The 24,803-nt window shown below is 54.2% G+C and carries 18 protein-coding genes and 1 pseudogene; 9 read left to right on the forward strand and 10 right to left on the reverse strand.

The window, feature by feature from the left end:
- The 3 genes from rdrA to N2K86_RS12650 all read right to left on the reverse strand — a co-directional run bounded on the left by rdrA (position 1) and on the right by N2K86_RS12650 (position 4,416).
- Complete coding sequence (rdrA, locus tag N2K86_RS12640) at positions 1-2,538, reverse strand: antiviral RADAR system adenosine triphosphatase RdrA (protein ID WP_260658826.1); 2,538 nt, start codon at positions 2,536-2,538, stop codon at positions 1-3.
- A 158-nt stretch (positions 2,539-2,696) separates the two neighbouring features.
- Positions 2,697-3,467, reverse strand: a complete 771-nt coding sequence (locus tag N2K86_RS12645; protein ID WP_260658827.1) for a phosphate/phosphite/phosphonate ABC transporter substrate-binding protein — start codon at positions 3,465-3,467, stop codon at positions 2,697-2,699.
- Positions 3,460-4,416 (reverse strand): fatty acid desaturase, encoded by a 957-nt coding sequence (locus N2K86_RS12650; protein ID WP_260658828.1) that lies wholly within the window; start codon positions 4,414-4,416, stop codon positions 3,460-3,462. The genes N2K86_RS12645 and N2K86_RS12650 overlap by 8 nt, the downstream gene beginning before the upstream one ends.
- A gap of 154 nt (positions 4,417-4,570) precedes the next feature.
- Here N2K86_RS12650 and N2K86_RS12655 point away from each other — a divergent pair, with 154 nt between their 5' ends.
- Both N2K86_RS12655 and gap read left to right on the forward strand, forming a co-directional pair.
- Positions 4,571-5,551, forward strand: coding sequence for a GlxA family transcriptional regulator (locus N2K86_RS12655; RefSeq protein ID WP_260658829.1), 981 nt, complete (start codon positions 4,571-4,573; stop codon positions 5,549-5,551).
- Positions 5,552-5,629: 78 nt separating this feature from the next.
- Positions 5,630-6,640 carry a type I glyceraldehyde-3-phosphate dehydrogenase gene (gene gap / locus N2K86_RS12660; protein WP_260658830.1) on the forward strand — a complete coding sequence of 337 codons (1,011 nt, stop codon included), beginning with the start codon at positions 5,630-5,632 and terminating at the stop codon, positions 6,638-6,640.
- A gap of 40 nt (positions 6,641-6,680) precedes the next feature.
- Here gap and N2K86_RS12665 read toward each other — a convergent pair whose 3' ends face one another.
- Entirely contained in the window at positions 6,681-7,868 is a 1,188-nt protein-coding gene (locus N2K86_RS12665) for an MFS transporter (protein ID WP_260658831.1), read from the reverse strand.
- A 115-nt stretch (positions 7,869-7,983) separates the two neighbouring features.
- Here N2K86_RS12665 and N2K86_RS12670 point away from each other — a divergent pair, with 115 nt between their 5' ends.
- The 3 genes from N2K86_RS12670 to N2K86_RS12680 all read left to right on the forward strand — a co-directional run bounded on the left by N2K86_RS12670 (position 7,984) and on the right by N2K86_RS12680 (position 12,064).
- Positions 7,984-8,940 carry an AraC family transcriptional regulator gene (locus tag N2K86_RS12670; RefSeq protein WP_260658832.1) on the forward strand — a complete coding sequence of 319 codons (957 nt, stop codon included), beginning with the start codon at positions 7,984-7,986 and terminating at the stop codon, positions 8,938-8,940.
- Positions 8,941-9,042: 102 nt separating this feature from the next.
- On the forward strand, positions 9,043-10,728 hold the full coding sequence (locus tag N2K86_RS12675) for an alpha,alpha-trehalase (RefSeq protein ID WP_260658833.1): 1,686 nt from the start codon (positions 9,043-9,045) through the stop codon (positions 10,726-10,728).
- Between the two features lie 310 nt (positions 10,729-11,038).
- Positions 11,039-12,064, forward strand: a complete 1,026-nt coding sequence (locus N2K86_RS12680; protein WP_260658834.1) for an IS110 family transposase — start codon at positions 11,039-11,041, stop codon at positions 12,062-12,064.
- Between the two features lie 564 nt (positions 12,065-12,628).
- On the opposite strand, the gene N2K86_RS12685 is transcribed toward N2K86_RS12680, so the two are convergent.
- Together N2K86_RS12685 and N2K86_RS12690 are read right to left on the reverse strand one after the other, a co-directional pair.
- The gene (locus N2K86_RS12685; RefSeq protein ID WP_260658835.1) at positions 12,629-14,731 is read right to left on the reverse strand and encodes a TonB-dependent siderophore receptor; all 2,103 of its coding nucleotides are present in this window, start codon (positions 14,729-14,731) and stop codon (positions 12,629-12,631) included.
- 116 nt (positions 14,732-14,847) lie between these two features.
- Positions 14,848-15,102, reverse strand: coding sequence for a GlsB/YeaQ/YmgE family stress response membrane protein (locus N2K86_RS12690; protein WP_010432765.1), 255 nt, complete (start codon positions 15,100-15,102; stop codon positions 14,848-14,850).
- 206 nt (positions 15,103-15,308) lie between these two features.
- On the opposite strand from N2K86_RS12690, the gene ycgR reads away from it, so the two are divergent.
- Positions 15,309-16,040, forward strand: a complete 732-nt coding sequence (ycgR, locus tag N2K86_RS12695) for a flagellar brake protein YcgR (RefSeq protein WP_260658836.1) — start codon at positions 15,309-15,311, stop codon at positions 16,038-16,040.
- 36 nt (positions 16,041-16,076) lie between these two features.
- On the opposite strand, the gene emtA is transcribed toward ycgR, so the two are convergent.
- Positions 16,077-16,688, reverse strand: a complete 612-nt coding sequence (gene emtA / locus N2K86_RS12700; RefSeq protein WP_260658837.1) for a membrane-bound lytic murein transglycosylase EmtA — start codon at positions 16,686-16,688, stop codon at positions 16,077-16,079.
- Between the two features lie 107 nt (positions 16,689-16,795).
- Here emtA and ldcA point away from each other — a divergent pair, with 107 nt between their 5' ends.
- The gene (ldcA, locus tag N2K86_RS12705) at positions 16,796-17,710 is read left to right on the forward strand and encodes a muramoyltetrapeptide carboxypeptidase (protein ID WP_260658838.1); all 915 of its coding nucleotides are present in this window, start codon (positions 16,796-16,798) and stop codon (positions 17,708-17,710) included.
- A gap of 139 nt (positions 17,711-17,849) precedes the next feature.
- Positions 17,850-19,475, forward strand: a pseudogene (locus N2K86_RS12710) (potassium/proton antiporter); the annotation flags it as partial.
- 162 nt (positions 19,476-19,637) lie between these two features.
- On the opposite strand, the gene dadX reads toward N2K86_RS12710, so the two are convergent.
- Together dadX and N2K86_RS12720 are read right to left on the reverse strand one after the other, a co-directional pair.
- Positions 19,638-20,708: a catabolic alanine racemase DadX gene (gene dadX / locus N2K86_RS12715; protein WP_260658840.1), complete on the reverse strand. Its 1,071-nt coding sequence runs from the start codon at positions 20,706-20,708 to the stop codon at positions 19,638-19,640.
- Positions 20,709-20,717: 9 nt separating this feature from the next.
- Entirely contained in the window at positions 20,718-22,016 is a 1,299-nt protein-coding gene (locus tag N2K86_RS12720) for a D-amino acid dehydrogenase (protein ID WP_100166050.1), read from the reverse strand.
- 322 nt (positions 22,017-22,338) lie between these two features.
- On the opposite strand from N2K86_RS12720, the gene N2K86_RS12725 reads away from it, so the two are divergent.
- Positions 22,339-23,871, forward strand: coding sequence for a SpoVR family protein (locus N2K86_RS12725; RefSeq protein ID WP_089601462.1), 1,533 nt, complete (start codon positions 22,339-22,341; stop codon positions 23,869-23,871).
- Between the two features lie 97 nt (positions 23,872-23,968).
- Here the strand turns inward: N2K86_RS12725 and fadR are convergent, their stop codons facing one another.
- A complete protein-coding gene (gene fadR / locus N2K86_RS12730; protein ID WP_010432738.1) occupies positions 23,969-24,688 on the reverse strand; it encodes a fatty acid metabolism transcriptional regulator FadR in 720 nt (239 codons plus the stop codon).
- Positions 24,689-24,803: the final 115 nt, after the last annotated feature.

The raw sequence follows: 24,803 nt of genomic DNA on the forward strand, positions 1-24,803 counted from the left end.
CTAACGGTAATGTTCAGTTGCAAATGTAAGACCATTGTACATTCTGGCAATAAAATTATTACCTTTAATCTTTGATTTCATTTTGGAATTGCTCATTATTTTATCTAAGATTATGTTGGCAATATCTTTTTTATCCCTGGCCCATTCAACCACTTCAGCCGTTATAATACTTTCATTTCCGGAATCCATTCCATACAGAACTCTAATTTCATTAAAAGATGTTGCAGATAAAAAATCATTTTTTAAACTATGACTAGCATCTCCCTCAAAAATAGTATCACCGATAGGATACTCATTAATATTCGAAGAAAAAAATAACGGGTTGCACCACATCGCCTGTATTAATTTTGCATAATCAGAGTCAGTTAATAATTCGATAGTAAGGGCTGTATTCCCACTAGCTGAAACTACTCCGGATATGTTTCTTAACAATGTTCGATCAGCCTTAGAAAATTCCGAGAATTTTCTCACAACGTCAGAACGGGCACCCGTCGCGACATTGGCATTAATGATTAAACCTTCTTTCAAGAAAGTTGTTAGTGCATTAATATAAATATACTGGAATCTACGAGCTAAATCAGAAAGATGTTCATCCTTAATCTTTTTCTTGTCCAGCAAGTTTAATTTTAGCACGTTAAGCTGTGAGAACACCTTATTGAATACCATACTGTTTAGCGGTATTAAATTAAGACCCTGAAGTGATGGCAATCGATTATCATTAAACCATTCGTATAAGTCACTGGAAAATTTAGAAACAGTTTTATCATACTCAACTAAATTGTCATCCGTTCCACTTTCACTGCTATCCTCAGTAATGACTTTCGTTGGATTAACAGCGAATATTGAATAAAAAGGCGCTTTCGAAAATAATGAAATAAAACTCTCCTTGAACTTTTTCTCTTCAAGAAAAATTTCAGGCAAGTTATTTGTAATAGCTAACATGGACCATGACAACAATTCAAATGCACGGCTAAAGAATATATGATACCTTCGATTTTGTTGCTGACTATAGTAATCCCTATGCGTATAAATTGCCAGTAATTCCTTATTACCATGTTTATTTTCCGCTGTCGTTTTACTAATAAACATTGGCTCCATTATAAACTCTAACTCTGGCATACTCCTCAAGATATTAGTTTCCTCTGAAGGGACACCTACCATTGCCTGAGGAAAAACTGTTTCTAAAATTTCAGAGTTTGTATCATGGGCACGTAGTTCTCTTATTTTGGCATGCTGTTGCGAATAAAAATCTTTATCAGCCCAGGCATATCGCTCTTTTTGTAATAATGGATTAAACGCTGGCAAATTGTGAAAATCTAGCTGGCTGGATGAGGACATTTCCATAATTTTCAGATATGATTCAGCGTTTGTGATCGCAACGCCATCTCGACGATCTTCAGCCCAGACATAGAAGTTACGCCATAGCGATTCTGATTTTTCCTTGCCAGAATAAAGTTCTTCAGGAGGCAGTAATCTGACTAGTTGCGAAACGGTTCGCGCGCTATCGGGCTGTGGCCAAATGGTGCTACGTTCGTTTCCGTTGCAAAGTGGGTAGAATACACTTTTGATCAGTTTTTCATAACCCGGATAGCTTATTTTCTGCTTTCCATATTTTATCACTAAATTTGGCAGGAGTTGCTGTACCGGCAGCAACGGCAAGCGATCGTGGAATGGAAAAACTTTAGTCAGATAGGCTGAAGAAAGTTGCTCTGCGGCATTTTTAACTCTCGTTGACGTTCTTCCTGCTGCTAAGGAATTTTCAAATTGCATTGTGGTAATATGTTTATATAACTCATCATCACCACTCACAAGAGGAAGTATTAATGGGCAAGACAGTAAGCATCTGATATCATCAAGAACGCCAAATGCATTATCAATTTTCATATCAACATCGTCGACTGGCAATACTAATGCATCACAATTTAATAAATTTACACTTGCAATTAGAAACTCATGAAAATATCGTTCTATGTGTATTCCAGAACGATATTTTTGAATCCTATCTATCCCCCTTAATTCATTCAATTCTGATGATTCCCCAAGTGAACTGGATAATTTCTTTAAAGTTTCAAAGAAGTTATCCTTATGTAATTGATCGCTTTCCGGCCTTCTTAAAACCTTTTCTACCGAGGCATATACAGAAGCGATAATGACTTCAGAAAATCTGTCGCCAATATTTAAAAGGGTAGGATCGATAACGTCTATAAAATGAAGATTAGGGGAATCATTTTGACTTTTTTCTTTTTTCGACCATACCGCCTGCGCATTACGTAAAAAGACTGTTTTACCGGTACCTCTGGCTCCGCTAACAAAAATTGCATGATGATAACTATGTAATTTCCCGGGAAATTGCGAATATCTAGACTCATGCTCTTTTTTATATTTCCGAGCCTCCTTGCCCATTTTATCTAATAAGGAAACCAAACGTATGTTAGCATCTTGTTGCCAAAGTTCACTTTGCTCATTATTCTCATCTGCTGAGTGAAAGTCATCTTTATATTCAGGTGCGTCAAGATTAAGTATAATACTGCTTAGCATAGTCCCTCACAAAAAAATTATAGTTAAGATTTAGTTGTTTCGCATTTCAACTTAATCTTATCAATTACTTACGTCCATGACCATCTTTAAAGACAATTCTGATTTACAGATTAAAAGAAACAGAAATCTGCATAAGCCCTCATGAAATGGAGGAAAGTTTAGAGAACGAGACTGCCAAGCAGTTGAGAATAATCCTGACGCGTCACCACGCTAAAACCGCCGATGAGCACCGCGTCGCAAACGTCTCGATGTTCCGGCGCATCCACCAGCGCGCGTAGCGCATCGCGAATGGCGTTCAGCGTTTCAGCCGAGGTATTGTGCGAGGTGATGAGCGGCAGCCCCGGCGTCAGAGGGGTACGGTCAATGACCGCCAGCCCCGCAAGCCGTTCCGGCTCATGGCGCTGCAGCAGTGCCCAGGTCACGCAGTCGATGGCCGCGATATCCCCTTCCCCACGCGCTACCTCAATCAACGACTGGCGATGGCTGCCGCTGAAAATCACCTGTGAAAAATAGTCATTGACCGTATCAGGTGCCACTCGTTTTCGCAGCGTGTTGTAGCCGGACTGGGAATCCGGCGAATTACATACCACCCGCCGCCCACGGAAATCATCAACGCGCAGGTGTTTATCTTCCTGGCGCACCACCAGCAGGCTGCGGTAAGCAATCCCTTCGCAGCCCGGCGCCGCATAATGAAAACAGCCAACAACCTGCACGTCCGGCAACTGTGTTACCAGCGGATAACCGCAGGTCTGGCTCAGGATGAGTCCAGGCTGCTGCCAGTGCGTCAGTAACTCCTCTTCCGGGATGCCAGGCACAAGATCGCCCACCGATACACCGCGTGCCAGCAGCAAAGCGTGCACAGCTCGCCACAGCGCGTCGGTATCGGCCCGATTGACGGCATACATCGGAAACGCCAGCAGGTTACTCATGCTCTTCTCGCTTTATGCCCGGATGAACCGTGACGTCCACGGCCTTATCCCAAAACTGTCGCAGCCATTGGCCGTATCCCTTGACCACAAAACCGTGATTTCGCTGTTGATACACCGCCCGGTTTTGCTGGTAGAGCGCCTTCAGACCATACCAGGGCACACCTGGCAGGTCATGATGTACTGAATGGTAGTTGAGATTCAAAAACAGCACCTGCCAGAAGATCCCGGCTTCGTTAATCACCGAGCGCGCAAGAGGATCGTCTGCAGCGCGGTGCTCGAGGAAAGAGCGTACTTTGGTGAGCGCCAGCGCGGGATAGCTCACCGCCAGCACAAACCAGACCGGTGAGAAACCAACATGGCGCATCCAGACAAACAGCCCCGCCAACAGCACGCCATGCACCAGCCACATCAACATCGCCCGCAGGTGCAGTTGGCGAAACGCCGCCACGGCACTTCCCAGCGTCTGGACGATATCCAGCAACGGAGCCAGTAACAACCGCCCCAGAAAAGTATTACGCGCATGAATAATGCGCCTCTGCCAGGCCGTAAAACGCGCCCAGCTCTCTTCGGTAAAATAGTAGGATTCCGGATCGTCCACCGGTACCGTGAGATGATCGTTGCGATGATGGGCCAGATGCGAGTCGCGGTACAGGCCATAGGGATACCAGACCGCCAGCGGCAGCGTACCGAAAAGCTGATTTAACCAGGGAAAACGTGTCGGATGGCCGTGGATCAGCTCATGCTGAAGCGACAGATACCACGCGGTAAACCAGATAAGCAGCGCCGTGGCAGGCAGTAAACCGAGCGTGTGCCAGTAGGCCAGGGTGGTAAACCAGCCGGTATAGATAGCAATCATTAACAGCCAGGTGGGAAGCTCGGTTCGCCACAGAAACCGCGTGGCAAGCTGGTGAATATGCTCTCGCTGTTGCGGGTGTAAATAGTGACTCATTCCTTCCGATGCCGTTCCGCCTGTCATTATGTGTCCTGACGATCCGGGAAAACGGCTGAAATAACAAAGAACTTAAATCACTTTGCTTTGCCAAAAATAGCGTTTAAGCGCTCTACCTGTTGACTTATTTTGTAATAAAGCTACTTTTCAGGACATGAAGAAGATCCTGATTATTGTTCCCGACGGCGGCATGCTGTTTGAAGCCGCCGGTATCGCCGACATTCTGATGCAGGCCAACCGACTGCATCCGGAAGGTCTGTCTCACCCTTGTTACCGCATCATCATCGCCACCACGCAGCCCCATCAGGTGATCCACGGTCAATCGGGATTAAACCTGCTGGCAGATTATCGTCTGCCTGAACTGGACCCGCGTGAGCCGCTTGATACCATCATCATTACCGGCCGCGGCATGAATGAACAGGAGAGCACTGCCGTGGTGGACTGGCTGCATCTTGCAGCGCCCCATGCGCGGCGTATTGCCTCCATCTGCGGCGGCGCGATGCTGCTTGCGCAGAGCGGCTTGCTTGACGGACGGCGGGCAACCACACACTGGCGTCTGCTGGAGACGATGCAGGCCGCTTATCCGGCCATCAGGGTGGAAGGCGGCCCGATCTATGTTCAGGATGGGCCTATCTGGACCTCCGGTGGGGTCAGTTCCGGTTTCGACCTGACGCTGGCCCTGGTTGAAGACGATTATGGTTTCTCTCTCGCCCGCGACGTGGCGCAGGATATGGTGATGTACTTACGCCGCCCGGGCGGGCAGCTGCAGTTTAGCCGCTATAATTTGCAGCAGTCCGGCGCCCAGGGGCCGATTAGCGATCTGCAAAGCTGGATCCTGCAAAACCTGGCCGCCGATCTCTGCGTTGAGAGCCTGGCGGAAAGAGCGGCGATGAGTCCCCGTAATTTCACTCGCGTATTCACGCGGGATGCGGGGGTCTCTCCGGCACGCTACGTGACGGAAGCGCGTCTTGCCGCCGCCCGGCAGTTGCTTGAGCAAACCACCGATCCGCTGGAGCTGATTGCTGAGCAAAGCGGGTTTGGCACCAGCATCAACCTGCGTCGTGTTTTCGAGAAACAGCTTCATCTCACCCCAACGGAATATCGCCAGCGTTTCCACTGCCGTAAGATGGCGTAATGTGATCCTTTTTTGTCATTTACGCCATTCAGACTGACGCTTACAGTGACTCCAGACAACAGAGATAAGGAGTGCATCATGGTTAAGGTCGGTATTAACGGTTTCGGCCGTATCGGACGTAATGTTCTGCGCGCGGCGCTGGGTAACCCGGATCTTCAGATTGTGGCCATTAACGATCTGACGGACAGCCAGACCCTCGCCCATCTGCTCAAATATGATTCCCTGCTCGGCACGCTGCAGGCACCCGTTGAGGCGGCTGACGGCGCGTTACAGGTGGACGGGCAGCGGATCACCGTATTCAGCGAACGCGATCCGGCGAATATCCCGTGGCGTGACGTTGGGGTGGACGTGGTGATTGAAGCCACCGGTTTCTTCACCGAACGCGAAAAGGCGGCGGTACATATCACCCACGGTGGCGCTAAGCGCGTCATCATCTCTGCACCGGGCAAAAACGATGACCTGACGGTGGTGATGGGTGTAAACCACGAGCTGTACGATCCGGCCCAGCACGCCGTCGTGAGTAACGGGAGTTGTACCACTAACGGACTGGCTCCGGCAGCGCAGGTGCTGCATCAGCATTTTGGTATTGAGCACGGCCTGATGAACACCACGCATGCATATACCAACAGCCAGGCGCTGCACGACCAGCCGGAGAAAGATCTGCGCGGTGCACGCGCGGCGGCCCTGTCGATTGTGCCTTACTCCAGCGGCGCGGCGAAGGCGCTGGGGAAAGTGATCCCCTCTCTGGACGGTAAGCTGACCGGGTATTCTCTGCGTGTGCCGGTTCCGGTGGTGTCAATTGTGGATTTGACGGTAACGCTGAGCCGTAACGTGACCGCCGACGAGGTGAATGATGCGTTCCGTCAGGCCGCGGCTAGCGGACCACTGAAAGGGATACTGGGCTATAGCGATGAACCGCTGGTCTCCAGCGATTACCAGGGCGACCCGCGCTCCTCAATTATCGACGGGCTGTCGACGCTGGTGATTGGCGGTAACATGGTCAAAATTCTTGCGTGGTATGACAACGAGTGGGGATTCTCAAACCGCCTGGTGGATCTGGCGGTGCTGATGGATAAGAAAGGGTTGTAACGCTGAAGCCGGGTGGCACTAACGCTCACCCGGCAAAAAATTACTCCGCTTTTACTTTCACACCCATAAACACAATCACCATTGCCGTCACCAGCAGGAAACCGCTGCCCGCAAACACGCCGCTGGCACCGTTGAGGTCGAATACCGCCCCACCACCCGCCGCGCCTGCGCTTATCGCCAGCTGAATAGAGGCCACCAGCAAACCGCCTGCGCTTTCGGCTTCATCAGGGACGGTGGTAGCCAGCCAGGTTGACCAGCCCACCGGTACCAGGCCAAAGGCAAAGCCCCAGAGCGCAACCAGTAACCCATCCAGCATCGCCAGATGACCAAACGCGACCATCATGAGCGCCAGTACGCCCATGGCGAACGGCACCAGCGCCAGCGTCAGGCGCAGATTTCGTGCCAGCAGATGTCCGGCAATGGAGGTGCCGACAAAGTTGGCGATACCAAAGCCAAGCAGGATCAGCGAAATCGTCTCTACGCTTGCCTGACCGACGGTCTCCAGGAACGGGCGCAGATAGGTAAAGAAAGCAAAATGGCCGCTGAAGATCAGAATGGTTGCCAGCATTCCGCCGATCATCCCCGGACGACGCAGCACCCGGAACAGGGTTCCCAGGCTGCCGCTGCTCTCCGGCTTCATCGACGGCAGGACCCAGACCTGCCACAGCAGAGCCGCCACGCTCGGCACTATGCAGAGAATAAAGACATTACGCCAGCCAATCAGGCTGCCCAGATAACTTCCCAGCGGCGCCGCCACAACCGTTGCAATGGATACGCTGGAGAAAATCACCGCAAGCGCTTTCGGCACCTTATCGGCAGGTACCAGCCGCATCGCCGTAGCGGTCGACATCGCCCAGAATCCCCCGATAGCAACGCCCAGCAGCAAGCGCCCCATCAGCAAAACGTGCAGGGTTGGCGCAAAGGCCACCAGCAGACTGGAGATGATTTGCAGCACCGAAAAGAACATCAACACCCAGCGACGGTCGATACTTTTGGTGGCTGGCGTAATCAGTAAACCGGTAACCAGCGCCACCAGCGCAGTCGCCGTGACGGCCTGCCCGGCCATCCCTTCCGTTACGCCCAGACTGGCAGCCATTGGCGTGAGCAAACTGGCGGGCAGAAACTCTGCCGTGATCAAACCAAATACGCCCAGCCCCAGTGAATAAACCGCACGCCAGGCGGGTTTTGCAGGCGCTATCGCCTCGCTCGCTGCGACACATGAACTCATCTGTTGATCTCCCGTTATCAAAATGTGACTAATATCGCAAAATCATAGAGTGTTCCCCATGGACGATCTATGACATATAATCTCCACTTATTGATTATTCGTCCGGAGTTGTGCGATGACCGTTCAGTCACCCGATTTGATCAGCGAGCTTTTACGCGGCATGCGCCTTTCTGGGGTGAAATACCGGCGAATTGAAGCCAGCGCGCCATTTGGTGTGGCGTTCCATCAGGCTCCCGGTAAGGCGCAGTTTCATTTCGTCAGCCACGGCAGCGCGCTGCTGCGTATGGAGAGTGGCGCAACCTTTGAACTGAGCGGCGGCGATGCGCTCTTTATCCCAAACGGCAACGCCCACGCCCTTCTCTCTGACGCGCAGGCTCCCCTTACGCCGGTGAATGCCTTTCCCAGCGAACCTATCTGCAGCTCGGTCTGCGCAATTGCCTGTGAGCCCTGCCCGGACGGCGAGAACACCATTATCTTTAGCGGATGCATGGATTTTGAGCTGGGCGGGATGCAGCCGCTGATCAAGGCTATGCCGGAGGTGATGATGGTGAGCAGGTTGATGTCCACCTGGCCGGAGATCCATCCTTTGCTGGCTGCCATGGAGCGAGAATCAATGACCCGCCAGGTGGGCTTTGCCGGGATCCTGGCGCGTCTCGCAGACGTTGTCGCGGCGCTGATCGTGCGCGGCTGGGTAGAAGCCGGATGCGGTAAAGCCACGGGGTGGGTGCAGGTGCTGCGCGATCCCCGCCTCAGCAGAGCAATTTATGCCATGCACCAGCAGCCCGGCCTGAACTGGAGCGTGGCGGAGCTGGCAAAAGAAGCGGGCACCTCCCGCTCCGTGTTTGCCGAACGGTTTCTGGCCGCGACGGGGACCACCCCGGCAAAGTATCTCAGCGAGCTGAGAATGCGGCTGGCTATTCAGTACATCCGTCATGAAAATCAGCCCATCGAAACGGTCGCGCTGCGGCTGGGATACGGGTCTCTGGCGGCATTTAGCCGGGCATTTAAGCGCATTATTGGACATGCACCGGGCACGCTGCGGGAAGCCAGCCAGACCCCGGAAGAGGCGTAACGGGCCAGCAATATTTCACGCGAAGCGGTCAATATTCGTCTAAGGTTTTCAGGTGATTGACAGCAGCGGTCACGCTGTTTAGTGAAGACAGGAGACGAACTCATGATAAGACCTCGTACACTACGCCCTGCGTTCTTGCAGCTTGCGCTGGGAGGCGCGCTGCTCGGCGTAACAGCATTCGCTTATGCTGACCAGCCCCCTACAACCCAGACAACCTCACCCGATATTTTGCTGGGTCCTCTGTTTAATGATGTGCAAAGTGCCAAACTGTTTCCCGATCAAAAAACTTTTGCTGATGCCGTACCCAAAAGCGACCCGCTGATGATTCTGGCGGATTATCGGATGCAGCACGCCCAGTCCAGCTTTGACTTACGCCACTTTGTCGAGATGAACTTCACGCTCCCTGCGGAAGGTGAAAAATATGTTCCGCCTGCTGGACAAAGTTTGCGTGAGCATATTGACGATCTCTGGCCTGTGCTGACGCGCACCACCGATAAAGCCAGCAACAAGTGGGATTCGCTCCTGCCGCTACCGAAACCTTACGTGGTCCCCGGCGGGCGTTTCCGCGAGGTGTATTACTGGGACAGCTATTTCACCATGTTGGGCCTTGCCGAAAGCGGCCACTGGGACAAAATCAGCGATATGGTAGACAACTTCGCCTATGAAATTGACACCTTCGGCCACATCCCTAACGGCAACCGCAGCTATTACCTGAGCCGTTCGCAGCCGCCGTTCTTTTCCCTGATGGTCGAACTGCTGGCGACGCATGATAAAGATGCATTGAAAAAATACCGTCCGCAGATGGAAAAAGAGTATGCCTACTGGATGGAGGGCGTCGATGGCCTGCAGCCGGGCCAGGCCAACAAACGCGTGGTGAAGCTGGATGACGGGACAATCCTCAACCGCTACTGGGATGACCGCGATACCCCGCGTCCTGAATCCTGGCTCGATGATGTGAACACCGCTAAAAACAACCCTAACCGCCCGGCGACGGAAATTTACCGCGATCTGCGCTCGGCTGCCGCGTCAGGCTGGGACTTTAGCTCCCGCTGGATGGACGATCCGCAAAAGCTTGGCACCATCCGCACCACCAGCATTGTGCCGGTGGACCTGAACGCCCTGATGTTCAAGATGGAGAAGCTGCTGGCACGGGCAAGCCAGGAGGATGGCGATACCGCAGGTGCGAGCAAATATGACGCGCTGGCCGCCTCACGCCAGAAGGCCATCGAGAGCCACCTGTGGAATGAAAAAGAGGGCTGGTACGCGGATTACGATCTCAAGAGTAAAAAGGTGCGTAATCAGCTTACCGCCGCCGCCCTGTTCCCGCTTTACGTGAAGGCTGCGGCACAGGACCGGGCGGATAAAGTTGCTGCAGCGACCGCTTCACGGCTGCTGAAGCCGGGCGGCATTACGACTACCACCATCAACAGCGGCCAGCAGTGGGATGCGCCAAACGGCTGGGCACCGCTGCAGTGGGTCGCAGCGGAAGGATTGCAGAACTATGGACAGGACAAAGTGGCGATGGACGTGACCTGGCGCTTCCTGAAAAACGTTCAGCACACCTATGACCGAGAGAAGAAGCTGGTGGAGAAGTATGATGTCTCATCTACCGGCACCGGCGGGGGCGGCGGTGAATATCCGTTGCAGGATGGATTTGGCTGGAGCAACGGCGTGACGCTCAAGATGCTGGACCTGGTTTGTCCAAAAGAGAAACCGTGCGACAGCGTGCCGGAGAATCAGCCTGCGGCGAATGATGACGCTGCGCCAGCGAAAAGCGCGGCACAGTAAGGCGATTGCCGGGTGACGGCTACGCCTTACCCGGCCTACTCGTGCTACCCCTCTCCCCGCGGGAGGGGATCCCCAGTAATTTTTTTTACCTGAAGCGATGAATGTTGCATCAGAAAATTTAATGCCTTACAGCGACGCCCTGGTCCGGCTGTAAATCGCTGAGGCGTTTCCTGTAGGCCGGGGCAAGGCGCATGGATGCGCCGAGAGGGCGGGCTTTACAGGGATAATGAGATGGACGCTCCAGATTTTGCGGTATCAAAGTACCAGACTGGATCGTTGCAATACGTCCTGAAAAATGAGGAGCGTCCACATGAAAGTATCAACTCTTGGTATCGACCTGGCAAAGAACGTTTTTCAGCTTCATGGTGTCGATCACGAAGGCCATACGGTTTTACGTAAGAAGCTGACCCGGGCTAAATTCGTTCAGTTTGTCATTCAACTGGAACCTTGCCTGATTGGCATGGAGGCCTGCTCGTCCAGCCATCATTTTGCACGATTATTCAGTCGTCACGGCCATGAGGTAAAACTCATCCCTCCGCAATATGTGAAGCCTTATGTGAAAACGAATAAGACGGATGCAGCAGATGCTGAAGCTATCTGCGAAGCGGTAACCCGCCCGAATATGCGTTTTGTGCAGATAAAAACCGAAGAGCAGCAGGCCGTTTTAGCGTTACACACTGAACGGGGAATACTTATCCGTGAGCGCATCGCCTGCTCTAACAGCTTAAGAGCTACACTTGCTGAGTTTGGTATTACGATGGCGACCGGGCAAAGTCATCTGATCTGTGAGCTGCCGGCCATTCTGGAGGACGCCGACAATGGGTTATCTCCCTTTGTCAGAGCCAGTATCCTCAGGCAGGCTAAACATATCAGGGCACTTGAGGAGCAGATAAAAGAGGTAGAAGAGGCCCTGGCCTCCTGGTATAAAACACAGGCGGCCTGCCAGAGACTGGCAAAAATCCCTGGGGTGGGCATGCTAACGGCCACGTATGTGGTAGCAGCAGTGGGTAATGCCCGACAGTTCAGTACTGCAAAACAGTTCGCCTCATGGCTGGGGCTGACACCAAAAGAACATTCCAGTGGCGGTAAACAGCAACTGGGCGGGATAAGCAAACGTGGAGATGGATATTTCCGATACCTTCTGGTTCACGGCGCACGGGCACTTACTGCCTGGGTCAACCGGAAAGGCTCAGTTGAGGAGAATGCCTGGCTTCAGGGATTGCTTGAGCGGAAGCACTACAATGTTGCAGTTGTCGCGATGGCGGCAAAAACAGCGAGGATCATGTGGTCAATGTTGGCACACAATACTGAATATCAACCTCGCCAGCCCGCCTGACACAAGGTCAGTCAATCTGACGAGGTGCTGAAAAATGAGTTAACGTCCTGGTATGTGCAGGTGACTTCAGAAGATGGCAAAACAGGTAAGACCGCAGGCAGGATACACCGAGAGGTAACAAGGGCAAGTTAGCCCGTAGAGGATGATTGGTACCTGCCTGGCGGATTTCATCATGGTTCGGGATAAAAAATCCCATCAGAAACCGGATATATGGCTGCACCTACCCGTTTTATTACCGAACTGAAGAAAACATTGCATTCCGGGAGCGTCCATATACGTTACCTCCGCCCGTCCCCGACAAGCCGGAAGGAATAAGCCGAAGGCACCGCGAAGCGGCGATTTACCGCCGGGAGCCCGGGTCGCCAGGGCGGCGGCGATTGAGCCGCCCTGGCACGTTCACAGGTCATGTCCTTACAGAGTAGCAAGGAACATAAAGTGAACGGAATGACCACCAGACTCGTATGTTCCCCCTCACCCCTGCCCTCTCCCTCAAGGGAGAGGGGGCGTCCGTGCAGGCATTATTTTGTGGGGAACCCTCAGCCCCGCGGGAGAGGGGTAAGGTCATCAGAAACTGTAGCTCGCCCCTAGCTGGAACGTCCGGTCACGCCCAATCCAGCAGTTGGTTGCGTCGTAACAGGTCAGCGTCTCTTTATTGGTGATGTTCTGCGCGCTGGCTTTAACCGTCAGCCCTTCCAGCGACGGCAGGACTTCGCCCATGCGGTAAGAGGCCGCCAGATCGTACTGCGTGGTGCCCCCGAGTTTGCCTGCATCGTTACTCGGTGAAATTTCCATCGGCCCGGTATAGCGCGCGCCCCCTCCCAGCATTAGCCCCTTCAGCAGCGTACTGTCGAAGGTGTAGTCGCCCCAGAGGTTAAAGGCATTCTCCGGCACCTGAGTTGGACGCTTGCCCTGATATTTATCATCTTCCGTATTGATGGCGTGGGTGTAGGCGTAGTTCGCAATCAGCGTCAGGTTGTCCGTCGGGCGACTGACCGCCGACAGCTCAGCCCCTTTGGATTCCACTTCCCCGGTCTGACGGTAGTTGAGGAAGCCGGGATCGGAGGTGACGACATTTTTCTGGCGAATATTAAACACCGATGCGGTAAAGGTGGTGGCGTAGTCCGCCAGCAGGTATTTCACCCCGCCCTCTACCTGCTTGCTGGTCGTTGGCTTCACGTCTTTTGCCGTGAGCGTCCCCTGCGGCGAGACCGGTGCAAAACCTTCCGAGTAGCTGATGAAAGGCGAAATACCGTTGTCGAAGGCGTAAAGCGCCCCCAGACGTTTGGTGACCCGATCCTGAGAGACATACGCTTTGTCGCCGTTTTGCAGGTAATCCGTGGTCACGGAACGGTAATCGTCATAACGCAGGCTGCCCAACAGGTTTAACCCACCGAACTCCACCTGATCCTGCAGGTAGTAGCCGTTCTGCTGATAGCTCAGACGGTTTTTCTGTGCGGTATACAGCCCCAGCGCGCCTTCATCGATCTGCGCGTGGTCAGGATTGTGCATATCAATACCCGGTGTTGAGGAGGCGTATCGGTAGTGGAAGTGCGAGTTCAGCTTCTGATAGTCAAACCCGGCCAGCAGATGATGTTTCCATTCCCCCAGCGCAACCGTTTTGGTGACCTGGTTGTCGATGTTGAAGCTCTGAAGGTCTTCATCCGTGGTGTAAGCAAAGCGATTGAGTTGATAAACCTCGCTGCCTGGCCCGGTTGAATAGACGCTGCGCTGATGGGTATCCACATCGAAATAGCGCGCTTTCTGGTTAAAGCCCCAGCCGCTATCAAACTCATGCTCAAAGCTGTAGCCCAGCATCCACTGGCGCTGTTTGAATCCGCTCCACTCGTCCCCGGCAAAGTCCCGGCGATCGGCGTAGCTCGAGCGCAGATAGGCGAGCGGCAGCGGGTCGGACGGCGACAGGCTCGGGGTATTTTGCGCCAGCGCATCAATGGTGAGACGCGTTTTGCTGTCCGGCTGCCAGGTCACTGACGGTGCCACAAGATAGTTTTCGTAGCGCGTGGTATGCGGCTGGTCGTCATTTTCCGTTGCTTTCCCCAGCAGACGGTAGTTCCAGTCGCTGTCAGCGATTTGACCGGTTGAGTCGAGGTAGCCCTCTTTCAGGTTACGGGTGCCGGTGTTGAAACCCACCTCGGTACGGGACGCTTTTTGCGGCTTCTTACTTTGAATATTCACCAGACCACCCGGTGAGCCGCCGCCGTACAGCACTGAAGAGGGGCCTTTCAGAATATCAACGCTCTCAATCAGCAGCGGATCGATGCGCGCTTTGGTATTACCGGTGACGTTATACGGCAGCTGCAGACCGTTATAGAATTCCTGGTCAACATTAAACCCGCGGATTTTGTATTCGCTCATGTACGAGGTACTGCCCCTCACTTCGGTCGAGACACCCGGGGCATAGCGCAGGATTTCATTCACGGAGTTCGCGTGACGCTTTTCTATCTCCTGCTCAGAGAGGGTATTGATCACCTGCGGCGTTTTACTTTCAGCCACCGCCGATTTGGTCGCACTGTTCGTCCATGAAGGAAGCGCGCTGCCCTGCTCTGCGCCCGAGACTACGATAGTCGATTCTTCGGCTAAAGCCTGTGCCTGCAATGCCAGCGCCACGGCTCCTGCCAACGCACATAACGCAAAACGTGAGCTATTCATAATTGTCGTCTTTGTTATAGGATAATACTGGGAACGACAATTATTATCATTTCGATTAGCAAATCAATATGCGGATAAAAAAAACGGCCCTCCGGTGAGAGCCGCTGGTGAACATGTTATGCCCGTCGTAGTAACCGGAATATGCCCAGTACAACGATTGCGCCGACCACCGCGACCAGGAAACTGTGGAGATCGAAACCGCTGATGCTGCCGCCAAAGCCAAACATCGTTGCCAGCCAACCGCCGACAACCGCCCCGACCACACCGAGTACACAGGTCAGAATAAAGCCGCCACCATCATTTCCCGGCATGATCAATTTGGCGATAGCGCCGGCAATAAGACCAAAGATAATCCAGGCGATGATACCCATAGCGATGCCCTCTTGCAGGTTTAACGCATGCACGGAAAACCTTCCGCGCTGGTGACTTAAGTATAGGTCATCGCCCGAAAATCATTTTCATCTCACCGACTTAAATTACGGCGGCCAGTAAAAAAAATCACCGGTTTGTATTAAGTTTCATTTCAGATTGCCGATAACGCAGAGACAGTCTGTCACATATCAAGGAGCAATCTGGCGTGAGTAATTACAGTGAGCAGTTCCTGAAACAAAATCCGCTGGCTGTATTAGGGGTATTACGCGACCTGCAAAAAGGTGAAGTGCCGCTACGCATGCGTTGGTCAAACAATCAGTTTATCAGCAAGATCCTTGACGTGTCGTCCGACCGTCTGATCGTCGACCTGGGCAGCCAGGAGCATGAAAACCGCGCCGCGCAGCGGGCGGAAAAAATCTCGGTAATGGCTGAAACCCACGGCGCAAAGGTGGAATTTATTCTGCCGCGACTGGAACTGAGCGAATATCTGGGGCTGCCTGCTTTTACTACGCCGCTGCCTGATAACCTCTGGTTTGTACAGCGTCGGGAATATTTCCGCATCAGCGCCCCGCTCCATCCCGCTTATTTTTGTCGGGCAAAAATGCCGGATAAAAAAGAGATCCGCTTCCGCCTTTTTGACCTGTCGTTGGGCGGCATGGGCGCGCTGATGGATACCCCAAAACCTGACGGGCTGGTTGAAGGCATGCGATTCACGCAGATTGAGCTGGATATGGGCGGCTGGGGACGGTTTTATTTCGATGCGCAGCTGATTGCCATCAGCGAGCGTAAAGTGGTGGACAGCAAGAACGAGACCATTTCCACGCCCCGTCTGAGCTTTCGCTTTCTTAACGTGGGGCCGGGTGCAGAGCGCGAACTTCAGCGCATCATCTTCTCTCTGGAGCGAGAGGCACGGGAACGGGCAAATAAAGTCCTATGAGGGGGCGTCGGGCAGCGAGGCCGCCCGACAACGGCGTTACATGGCGTCCATCGCTTTCTGAACCTTCCAGATATACCGAGGTGCCTGCGGTGACGGGTGATTCTTCACTACATGTTCAAAGAACTCGTCTTTGTCCATGTCGTTTATCTCTTCAATCGCCTCTTTACGGTCGGACGAGAAGGTTCTGAGCAGCGCACCCGCACCGTTCACGTAAGAGACCACCAGCGCGTACTGCATCACATCAGGATCTTCAATACCCTTCAGCACGCCGTGTTCCAGAATGCTCAGGTAAGCTGTTCCCATCGAGATGTTGCGTTCCGGGTTTTTCAGCTCGCTGGTCGACGGCTGACCGCTCCAGCCCATATAGCGGTAGACCTCTTTGCCGGCCGTTGATGCTTTAAGCTGCATCAGCCCCACCGCGTTGGATTTACTGACGAGCGTTGGGTTGCCGCCGGATTCTACGGCAATGATCGCCGTGACCAGGCGCGGGCTCACGCCCCAGGCCTTCCCGGCTTGTTCGCTGATCGGCATCCACTGCATGGCCCGTTTCACCGGCACTTCCGGGTTCCAGGGCGGATTTTGATAATCATGTTTTGAACTACAGCCAGCAAGCAACACAATCAAAAAAGCAAACCATCTCAATTTCACGTCATCTATCCTTATAGCCGGTCATCGCAGTGCGCCGCCTCTTGAAGCAGGCGGCGTATAAGCGGCATGATATAGACAATTAGTTTCTCATTCAGCAAGGAATTGCCATGTCTCAGTTTCATCTCATCGCGCCGTCGGGTTATTGCATCAACCAGGATGCTGCACAGCGGGGCGTTCAGCGCTTGCTGGAATCCGGCCATCGGGTAGAAAATCAGACGATTATCCCCCGCCGCCTGCAGCGTTTTGCCGGAACAGAGGCGCAGAGACTGAATGATATCAACAGCCTGGTGAACCTGACGGGCGCTAACCAGATTGTGCTTGCTGTGCGCGGCGGGTATGGCGCGAGCCGGTTGCTGGAGAGTATCGACTGGCAAGGCCTGGCAAAACGCCAGCAGCAGGATCCGCTGCTGATTTGTGGACATAGCGATTTCACGACGATCCAGCTCGGCCTGCTGGCGCTGCACAACGTCATTACCTTCAGCGGCCCGATGCTGGCCGGTAACTTCGGCGCGCCGGAGCTGGATGCATTTACCCAGGAACATTTCTGGCGCGCACTGCAAAATTCGACCTTCAGCGTTGAGTGGCAGGGAAACGGACCGCACTGGGAATGTGAGGGCCGGCTCTGGGGCGGAAACCTGGCGATGCTGGTGTCACTTATCGGCACGCCGTGGCTGCCTCAGATTGAGGATGGCATTCTGGTGCTGGAAGATATCAACGAGCATCCTTTCCGCGTCGAGCGCATGCTGCTGCAGCTTTACCATGCGGGCATTCTCGGGCGCCAGTCCGCCATCGTGCTCGGCAGCTTTAGCGGCTCGGCACCGAATGACTATGATGCAGGCTACACCCTTGAGACGATGGTTGATTTCATCCGCTCGCGGCTGGATATTCCGGTGATTACGGGACTGGATTTTGGCCATGAGCAGCAGACCGTTACCCTGCCGCTGGGTGCTCAGGCGAAGCTGACGCATAATAATTCAGGCAGTCGGCTTACTCTAAGCGGCCATCCGGTCTTAAAAGCATAAAAAAGCGCTTAAACCGCCTCAATAAAACGCTGTTCCTGTCGTTAATATGTTAGGGTTTTAATAACAGCGTTAACATTGAGGTGGGAGTACGACAACATTGGATGCCGCAGCAATAATCAGCCTTTTCATTCTGGGTTCTGTGCTTGTAACCAGCAGTATTTTATTGAGTTCATTTTCATCGCGTCTCGGCATACCTATTCTTGTTATTTTCCTTGCCATTGGCATGTTGGCTGGCATTGATGGCATCGGCGGTATCCCATTCGATAATTACCCTTTCGCTTACATGGTGAGTAACCTCGCGCTGGCGGTGATCCTGCTGGACGGCGGGATGCGCACCCAGGCGAGTTCTTTCCGCGTCGCCTTAGGGCCTGCGCTGTCGCTCGCGACGATCGGCGTGTTGATTACCTCCGGCCTCACCGGGATGATGGCCGCGTGGCTTTTCCATCTCAATCTCATGGAAGGTTTGCTGATCGGCGCGATTGTCGGTTCAACCGACGCCGCAGCGGTATTTTCCCTGCTTGGTGGTAAAGGGCTAAACGAGCGCGTCGGCTCAACGCTTGAAATTGAGTCGGGCAGTAACGATCCGATGGCGGTGTTTCTCACCATCACGCTGATTGAGATGATCCAGCAGCACGAGACGGGCCTGAGCTGGATGTTCGCCTGGCATATTCTGCAGCAGTTCGGGCTGGGGATTGTTATCGGCCTGGCGGGGGGATACCTGTTACAGCAGATGATCAACCGCATCTCGCTGCCCGCGGGGCTTTACCCCCTGCTGGCGCTGAGCGGCGGGATTCTGATTTTTGCCGTCACCACCGCGCTGGACGGAAGCGGCATTCTCGCCGTCTACCTCTGCGGTTTCCTGATGGGCAACCGGCCGATTCGTAACCGCCATGCCATTTTGCAGAACTTCGACGGCCTGGCGTGGCTGGCGCAGATCGGCATGTTCCTGGTGCTGGGTCTTCTGGTCACGCCATCCGATCTGCTGCCGATCGCCGTTCCGGCGCTGTTGCTGTCTGCGTGGATGATTTTCTTCGCCCGTCCGCTGTCGGTATTTGCAGGCCTGCTGCCGTTTCGCGGCTTCAACCTGCGCGAGCGGGTCTTTATCAGTTGGGTGGGCCTGCGCGGTGCGGTGCCGATTATCCTTGCGGTGTTCCCGATGATGGCCGGTCTGGATAACGCGCGGCTGTTCTTTAACGTGGCGTTCTTCGTGGTGCTGATTTCGCTGCTGTTCCAGGGGACGTCGCTCGGGTGGGCAGCGAAAAAGGCTAAGGTGGTGGTGCCACCCGTGGGCTGGCCGGTCTCCCGCGTGGGGCTGGATATTCACCCGGAAAACCCGTGGGAGCAGTTTGTTTACCAGCTCAGCGCCGACAAATGGTGCGTGGGGGCCTCACTGCGCGATCTGCATATGCCCGCCGAAACGCGCATTGCCGCTCTGTTCCGCGATAATGCGCTTCTGCACCCTACCGGCAGCACCCGCCTGCGCGAAGGCGATATTCTGTGCGTGATTGGCCGCGAGCGCGACCTGCCCGCGCTGGGTAAACTGTTCAGCCAGTCGCCTCCGGTAGCGCTTGACCAGCGCTTCTTCGGCGATTTTATTCTCGAAGCCAGCGCTAAATTTGCGGATGTGGCGCTGATTTACGGGCTGGATGAAGGCGCTGAAGACGGTGATAGCCCGCAAACGCTGGGTGAAATCATCCAGCAGCGGCTTGGCGCTGCACCGGTCGTGGGCGATCAGGTGGAGTTTGCCGGGATGATCTGGACCGTTGCCGAAAAAGAAGATAACGCGGTGCGGAAAGTCGGTTTGAGGCCGATGGAAGAGGAAGCGGAGTAGCGGTTTTTTTTGCCGGGTGGCGGCTTCGCCTTACCCGGCCTACAAAACCCTCGAACGTAGGCCGGGTAAGCGTAAGCGCCACCCGGCGAACATACGTTACACCGTCACAACTGGCACCCTCGGTGCCAGCGCGCACATCAATTCATAGCCGACCGTGCCCGCAGCGGAAGCCACATCGTCGATTTTGACCTCATTCCCCCACAGCTCGACCGGCGATCCGATCCCCGCCTGCGGACAGGGGGTTAAATCTATCGCCATCATATCCATTGAGATGGTCCCTACCGTGCCCGTGCGAACCCCATCGACCCAGACTGGCGTGCCGGTTGGTGCCAGACGCGGATAGCCGTCCGCATACCCCCCCGCGACAATCCCGATGCGCTGCTCGCCCTTTGCCCGGTAGCGGCTGCCGTAGCCCACCGTATCACCTGCCTTCAGCGTCTGCACGCCAATGATTTCACTGCGCAGGGTCATGACCGGCTTCAGGCCGCTGTTGGCGATATCCTGCCACTGGCCTGAGGGAGACGCGCCGTACAGAACGATCCCCGGACGCACCCAGTTGTAGTGGGCTTCAGGGTGCCAAAGCGTCGCGGCCGAGTTCGACAGCGAACGTGGGCAATCCAGCCCTTCTGCCGCCTGCTCAATGCGGACCATGGCATCGGTAATGCCGTCCGGCTTTTCAGCATCCGCAAAATGCGCCATCAGCGTCATTTCACCGACATTTTTCAGGGCACGCAGCTGCTGCCAGACCGTATGGACTCGCTCAGGCTGGAAGCCCAGGCGGTTCATGCCGCAGTTGACCTTGAGATAGATATCCAGCGGCGCGTGGAGCTTCGCATCCTGAATCGCCTTAATTTGCCAGTTGCTGTGAACGCTGGTGGTCAGACGGTATTTATCCAGCAGGAGCAAATCGTCGGCGTGGAAAAAGCCTTCCAGCAGCAAGATTGGCCCCTTCCAGCCGCGCTCGCGCAGCAGAATCGCCTCTTCCAGATTGAGTAACGCAAAACCGTCTGTTGCGCTAAGGGCGCTCCAGATGCGGTCAATGCCGTGGCCGTAGGCATTTGCCTTGACTACCGACCAGACGCGTGAACCCGGCGCAGCACGGCGAACAATTTGCAGATTATCCTTCAGGGCCTGCAAATCCAGCTGAGCCAGAATGGGACGGGACATGACGACTCCTTAGTTATGTGCGCCGTGCAGGTGCTGCGGACGCGATGGGGTAAACCCTGATTGATAACGTGCCGCACTTAAATCGTCAAACGGAATTGCTGGCGTGCGGCCGGAGATCAGGTCGCTCAGCAGCTGACCCGAGCCGCAGGCCATCGTCCAGCCGAGCGTGCCGTGCCCGGTATTGGTCCAGAGGTTTTTATACGGCGTGCGGCCGACAATCGGCGTGCCGTCCGGCGTCATGGGGCGCAGACCGGTCCAGAAGGTCGCCTGTTCGACAAAGCCTCCGCGCGGGAAGAGATCGCCCACCACCATTTCGAGGGTTTCGCGACGCGGTTGCAGCAGCTCGGTGTTGAAGCCCACGATCTCCGCCATGCCGCCCACACGGATGCGGTTGTCGAAGCGGGTGATCGCGATTTTGTAGGTTTCGTCCAGAATGGTCGACACGGGCGCGCCGCTCTCTTCTTTCACCGGAATGGTCAGCGAGTAGCCTTTCAGCGGGTAGACCGGAATATCGAGGATGCCTTTCAGCATGGCGGTGGAGTACGAACCAAACGCCATCACGTAGGCATCGGCCTTGATCACCTCTTCGCCACACTTCACGCCGTAAATTTTTTCGCCCTCGGACAGCAGCTTATCGACCGAGGTATTAAAACGGAATTTCACCCCTGCCTGCTCGCACATGTGCGCCAGACGTTGGGTAAAGAGCTGACAGTCGCCGGTTTCGTCGTTAGGCAGGCGCAGCCCGCCCGTCAGCTTGTGCGCCACTTCTGCCAGCGCCGGTTCAACCTGGCCAAGCTGGCTGGCTTCCAGCAGCTGGTACGGTACGCCGGCATCTTCCAGCACGGCGATATCGCGGGTGGCGTTTTCATACTGTTGCTCAGTGCGGAACAGCTGCAGCGTACCGCCCTGACGGCCTTCGTACTCAATCCCCGTCGAGGCGCGCAGCGCTTTCAGACAGTCGCGGCTGTACTCTGCCAGACGCACCATGCGTCCTTTATTTTCCATGTAGTGGCGGGTGTCGCAGTTGCGCAGCATCTGCCACATCCACTTCAGCTGGAACTGCGTGCCGTCGAGACTGATCGCCAGCGGCGCGTGGCGCTGGAACATCCACTTAATCGCCTTTAACGGCACGCCGGGTGCCGCCCACGGCGCCGCATAGCCCGGAGAGATTTGTCCGGCGTTCGCCGCACTGGTTTCAAGCGCCGGGCCAGATTCACGATCGATAACGGTAACCTCATGCCCCGCCTGACTTAAATACCAGGCGCTGGTTACGCCAACGACACCACTTCCCAGTATGACAACACGCATAGCCACTCCATTATGTGCAAAAGAACAATCTTCTAATTACAGATTGATAACCTAGTTGAAAATATTATTCAACATACGACTTTTTTATGGTGACTTACCTCACACATCCCCCTGTATCAGGGGATAGTGCTAATTTGGAATCTCCTGCTGTGCGTTATTTTTAGCCAGCATAAAACTCTGCGGGATCCGCGTTATTTGCCGTATCAAAAACGCGAAATCGCAAAGAAAAAATTTCTGCTTCAGCACGCTTTTTAACGCGTTGATCTATGCTTGAAAGGAGGCTCTCCAGACAGAGAGAGCTCCCAACAACGAGGGCGCGCTAATGGCTACTATTGATTCCATATCCAAGGACAACACACGTCTGAGCGATGGACCCGACTGGACCTTCGAGCTGCTTGATGTCTATCTGGCCGAGATTGACCGGGTAGCAAAATTGTATCGCCTGGATACCTATCCCCATCAAATTGAAGTCATTACGTCCGAACAGATGATGGATGCCTACTCCAGCGTCGGGATGCCGATCAACTATCCGCACTGGTCGTTTGGTAAGAAATTTATTGAAACGGAGCGGCTGTATAAACACGGTCAACAGGGGCTGGCATATGAGATCGTCATTAACTCCAATCCGTGTATTGCCTATCTGATGGAAGAGAACACCATTACCATGCAGGCACTGGTGATGGCGCACGCCTGCTACGGGCACAACTCTTTCTTCAAGAACAACTATCTTTTCCGCAGCTGGACGGATGCCAGCTCGATTGTCGATTACCTGATTTTCGCCCGTAAATACATTACCGAATGCGAAGAGCGCTACGGCGTGGATGAAGTGGAAAAACTGCTCGATTCCTGCCACGCGCTGATGAACTACGGCGTTGACCGCTACAAGCGTCCGCAAAAAATCTCCTTACAGGAGGAGAAGGCCCGGCAGAAAAGCCGCGAGGAGTATCTGCAAAGCCAGGTGAATATGCTGTGGCGTACCCTACCGAAGCGTGAGGAGGAGAAAACGGTCGCCGAAGCGCGTCGTTATCCGTCTGAGCCGCAGGAAAACCTGCTCTACTTTATGGAGAAGAACGCCCCGCTGCTGGAACCGTGGCAGCGCGAGATCCTGCGCATTGTGCGTAAGGTGAGCCAGTATTTCTACCCGCAGAAACAGACACAGGTGATGAACGAAGGCTGGGCGACCTTCTGGCACTACACCATCCTTAACCACCTGTATGACGAAGGGAAAGTCTCCGAACGCTTTATGATGGAGTTTCTGCACAGCCACACCAATGTGGTGTTCCAGCCTGCTTATAACAGCCCATGGTACAGCGGCATTAACCCGTATGCCCTTGGCTTTGCAATGTTCCAGGACATTAAACGTATCTGCCAGTCGCCGACGGAGGAAGATAAATACTGGTTCCCGGACATCGCCGGATCCGACTGGCTGGAAACACTGCATTTCGCGATGCGTGACTTTAAGGATGAAAGCTTCATCAGCCAGTTTATGTCGCCGAAGATCATGCGAGATTTCCGTTTCTTCACCGTGCTGGATGATGACCGTAACAATTATCTGGAAATTTCGGCGATCCATAACGAAGAGGGATACCGCGAGATCCGCTCTCGCCTCTCTTCCCAGTACAACCTGAGCAACCTTGAGCCGAATATTCAGGTATGGAATGTGGATTTACGCGGTGACCGCTCCCTGACGCTGCGCTATATCCCGCACAACCGTGCGCCGCTGGATAAAGGGCGTAAAGAGGTGCTGAAGCACGTGCATCGCCTGTGGGGCTTTGACGTGTTGCTTGAACAGCAGAATGAAGACGGCAGCGTAGAGCTGCTGGAGCGGTGCCCTGCGCGATTGAATACGCTGTAGTGCCGCTTTTTTACCGGGCCTACAAGACCCGTAGGTCGGGTAAGGCGTAGCCGCCACCCGACGAAAAAAAACCTCTCGTACGAGAGGTTTTTTTCTTTCAGCGCGTCTGAATCGCTAAATCCCCCGGCAGCGTTTTCTGCATGCGGTGCCAGATTTCACCGGAATCATGCCCGTAGCGACGCACCGTCTCATAAACCTGATCGTGCAGCCCTTCAGTGCAGAGCTTGCTCAGCTTATGGTAGAAACCCAGCGCCAGGCTGCGGGCCTCAGGGTTAGCAAAGTAGTGGCGACCGATACGGGTATACAGTCCTTTCATCCCGTTCAGGATCAGGCCGTAAATCGGGTTACCGGAGGCAAAGGCCAGGCCGCGGAAGACGTTATAGTCAAGCGTGGCGAAAGCGTCAGCGTGGTCTTCGACCTCGTTCGCGCTGGCCAACACCGCGAGCGCATCTTCAGGATGCTGACGGAATGCGGTGCGGATAAAGATAGTCGCGATGTTGGTACGCACCGAGAGCAGATTGTCGATCAGCTGCGGCACGCTTTCGTGGTCGAGACGCGCCAGCGTTTCAAGAATGTTCAGCCCGGACGTTTCCCAGAAGTTGTTTACTTTCGTTGGCTTGCCGTGCTGAATCGTCAACCAGCCATCACGTGCCAGACGCTGCAGAACTTCACGCAACGTAGTACGGGTGACGCCAATCAGTTCAGAGAGTTCGCGTTCAGCAGGTAGAATTGATCCCGCAGGGAAACGATTATTCCAGATGCTTTCAATGATGTACTCTTCCGCGAAACCCGCCGGGCTCTGCGCCTTAATGACCATAGTGAGATTTCCATTACACAGCTTTAGCAAATTGGACTCATCATACCAGAGGCTCGCAGAGGCAGATAGCGCAGCAAAGAGAGAAAAGAGGGATCGCCGTTTCATTTTTGTGAAA

The sequence above is a fragment of the Enterobacter mori genome (assembly GCF_025244905.1).
In the GTDB taxonomy this organism is placed as follows: Bacteria; Pseudomonadota; Gammaproteobacteria; order Enterobacterales; family Enterobacteriaceae; genus Enterobacter; species Enterobacter mori_A.

What these genes read in the sequence shown, in the direction of transcription:
- rdrA (WP_260658826.1), bottom strand. Translation starts at nt 2,538, where the DNA reads ATGCTAAGCAGTATTATACTTAATCTTGACGCACCTGAATATAAAGAT.
- N2K86_RS12645 (WP_260658827.1), bottom strand. Translation starts at nt 3,467, where the DNA reads ATGAGTAACCTGCTGGCGTTTCCGATGTATGCCGTCAATCGGGCCGAT.
- N2K86_RS12650 (WP_260658828.1), bottom strand. Translation starts at nt 4,416, where the DNA reads ATGAGTCACTATTTACACCCGCAACAGCGAGAGCATATTCACCAGCTT.
- N2K86_RS12655 (WP_260658829.1), top strand. Translation starts at nt 4,571, where the DNA reads ATGAAGAAGATCCTGATTATTGTTCCCGACGGCGGCATGCTGTTTGAA.
- gap (WP_260658830.1), top strand. Translation starts at nt 5,630, where the DNA reads ATGGTTAAGGTCGGTATTAACGGTTTCGGCCGTATCGGACGTAATGTT.
- N2K86_RS12665 (WP_260658831.1), bottom strand. Translation starts at nt 7,868, where the DNA reads ATGAGTTCATGTGTCGCAGCGAGCGAGGCGATAGCGCCTGCAAAACCC.
- N2K86_RS12670 (WP_260658832.1), top strand. Translation starts at nt 7,984, where the DNA reads ATGACCGTTCAGTCACCCGATTTGATCAGCGAGCTTTTACGCGGCATG.
- N2K86_RS12675 (WP_260658833.1), top strand. Translation starts at nt 9,043, where the DNA reads ATGATAAGACCTCGTACACTACGCCCTGCGTTCTTGCAGCTTGCGCTG.
- N2K86_RS12680 (WP_260658834.1), top strand. Translation starts at nt 11,039, where the DNA reads ATGAAAGTATCAACTCTTGGTATCGACCTGGCAAAGAACGTTTTTCAG.
- N2K86_RS12685 (WP_260658835.1), bottom strand. Translation starts at nt 14,731, where the DNA reads ATGAATAGCTCACGTTTTGCGTTATGTGCGTTGGCAGGAGCCGTGGCG.
- N2K86_RS12690 (WP_010432765.1), bottom strand. Translation starts at nt 15,102, where the DNA reads ATGGGTATCATCGCCTGGATTATCTTTGGTCTTATTGCCGGCGCTATC.
- ldcA (WP_260658838.1), top strand. Translation starts at nt 16,796, where the DNA reads ATGTCTCAGTTTCATCTCATCGCGCCGTCGGGTTATTGCATCAACCAG.
- dadX (WP_260658840.1), bottom strand. Translation starts at nt 20,708, where the DNA reads ATGTCCCGTCCCATTCTGGCTCAGCTGGATTTGCAGGCCCTGAAGGAT.
- N2K86_RS12720 (WP_100166050.1), bottom strand. Translation starts at nt 22,016, where the DNA reads ATGCGTGTTGTCATACTGGGAAGTGGTGTCGTTGGCGTAACCAGCGCC.
- N2K86_RS12725 (WP_089601462.1), top strand. Translation starts at nt 22,339, where the DNA reads ATGGCTACTATTGATTCCATATCCAAGGACAACACACGTCTGAGCGAT.
- fadR (WP_010432738.1), bottom strand. Translation starts at nt 24,688, where the DNA reads ATGGTCATTAAGGCGCAGAGCCCGGCGGGTTTCGCGGAAGAGTACATC.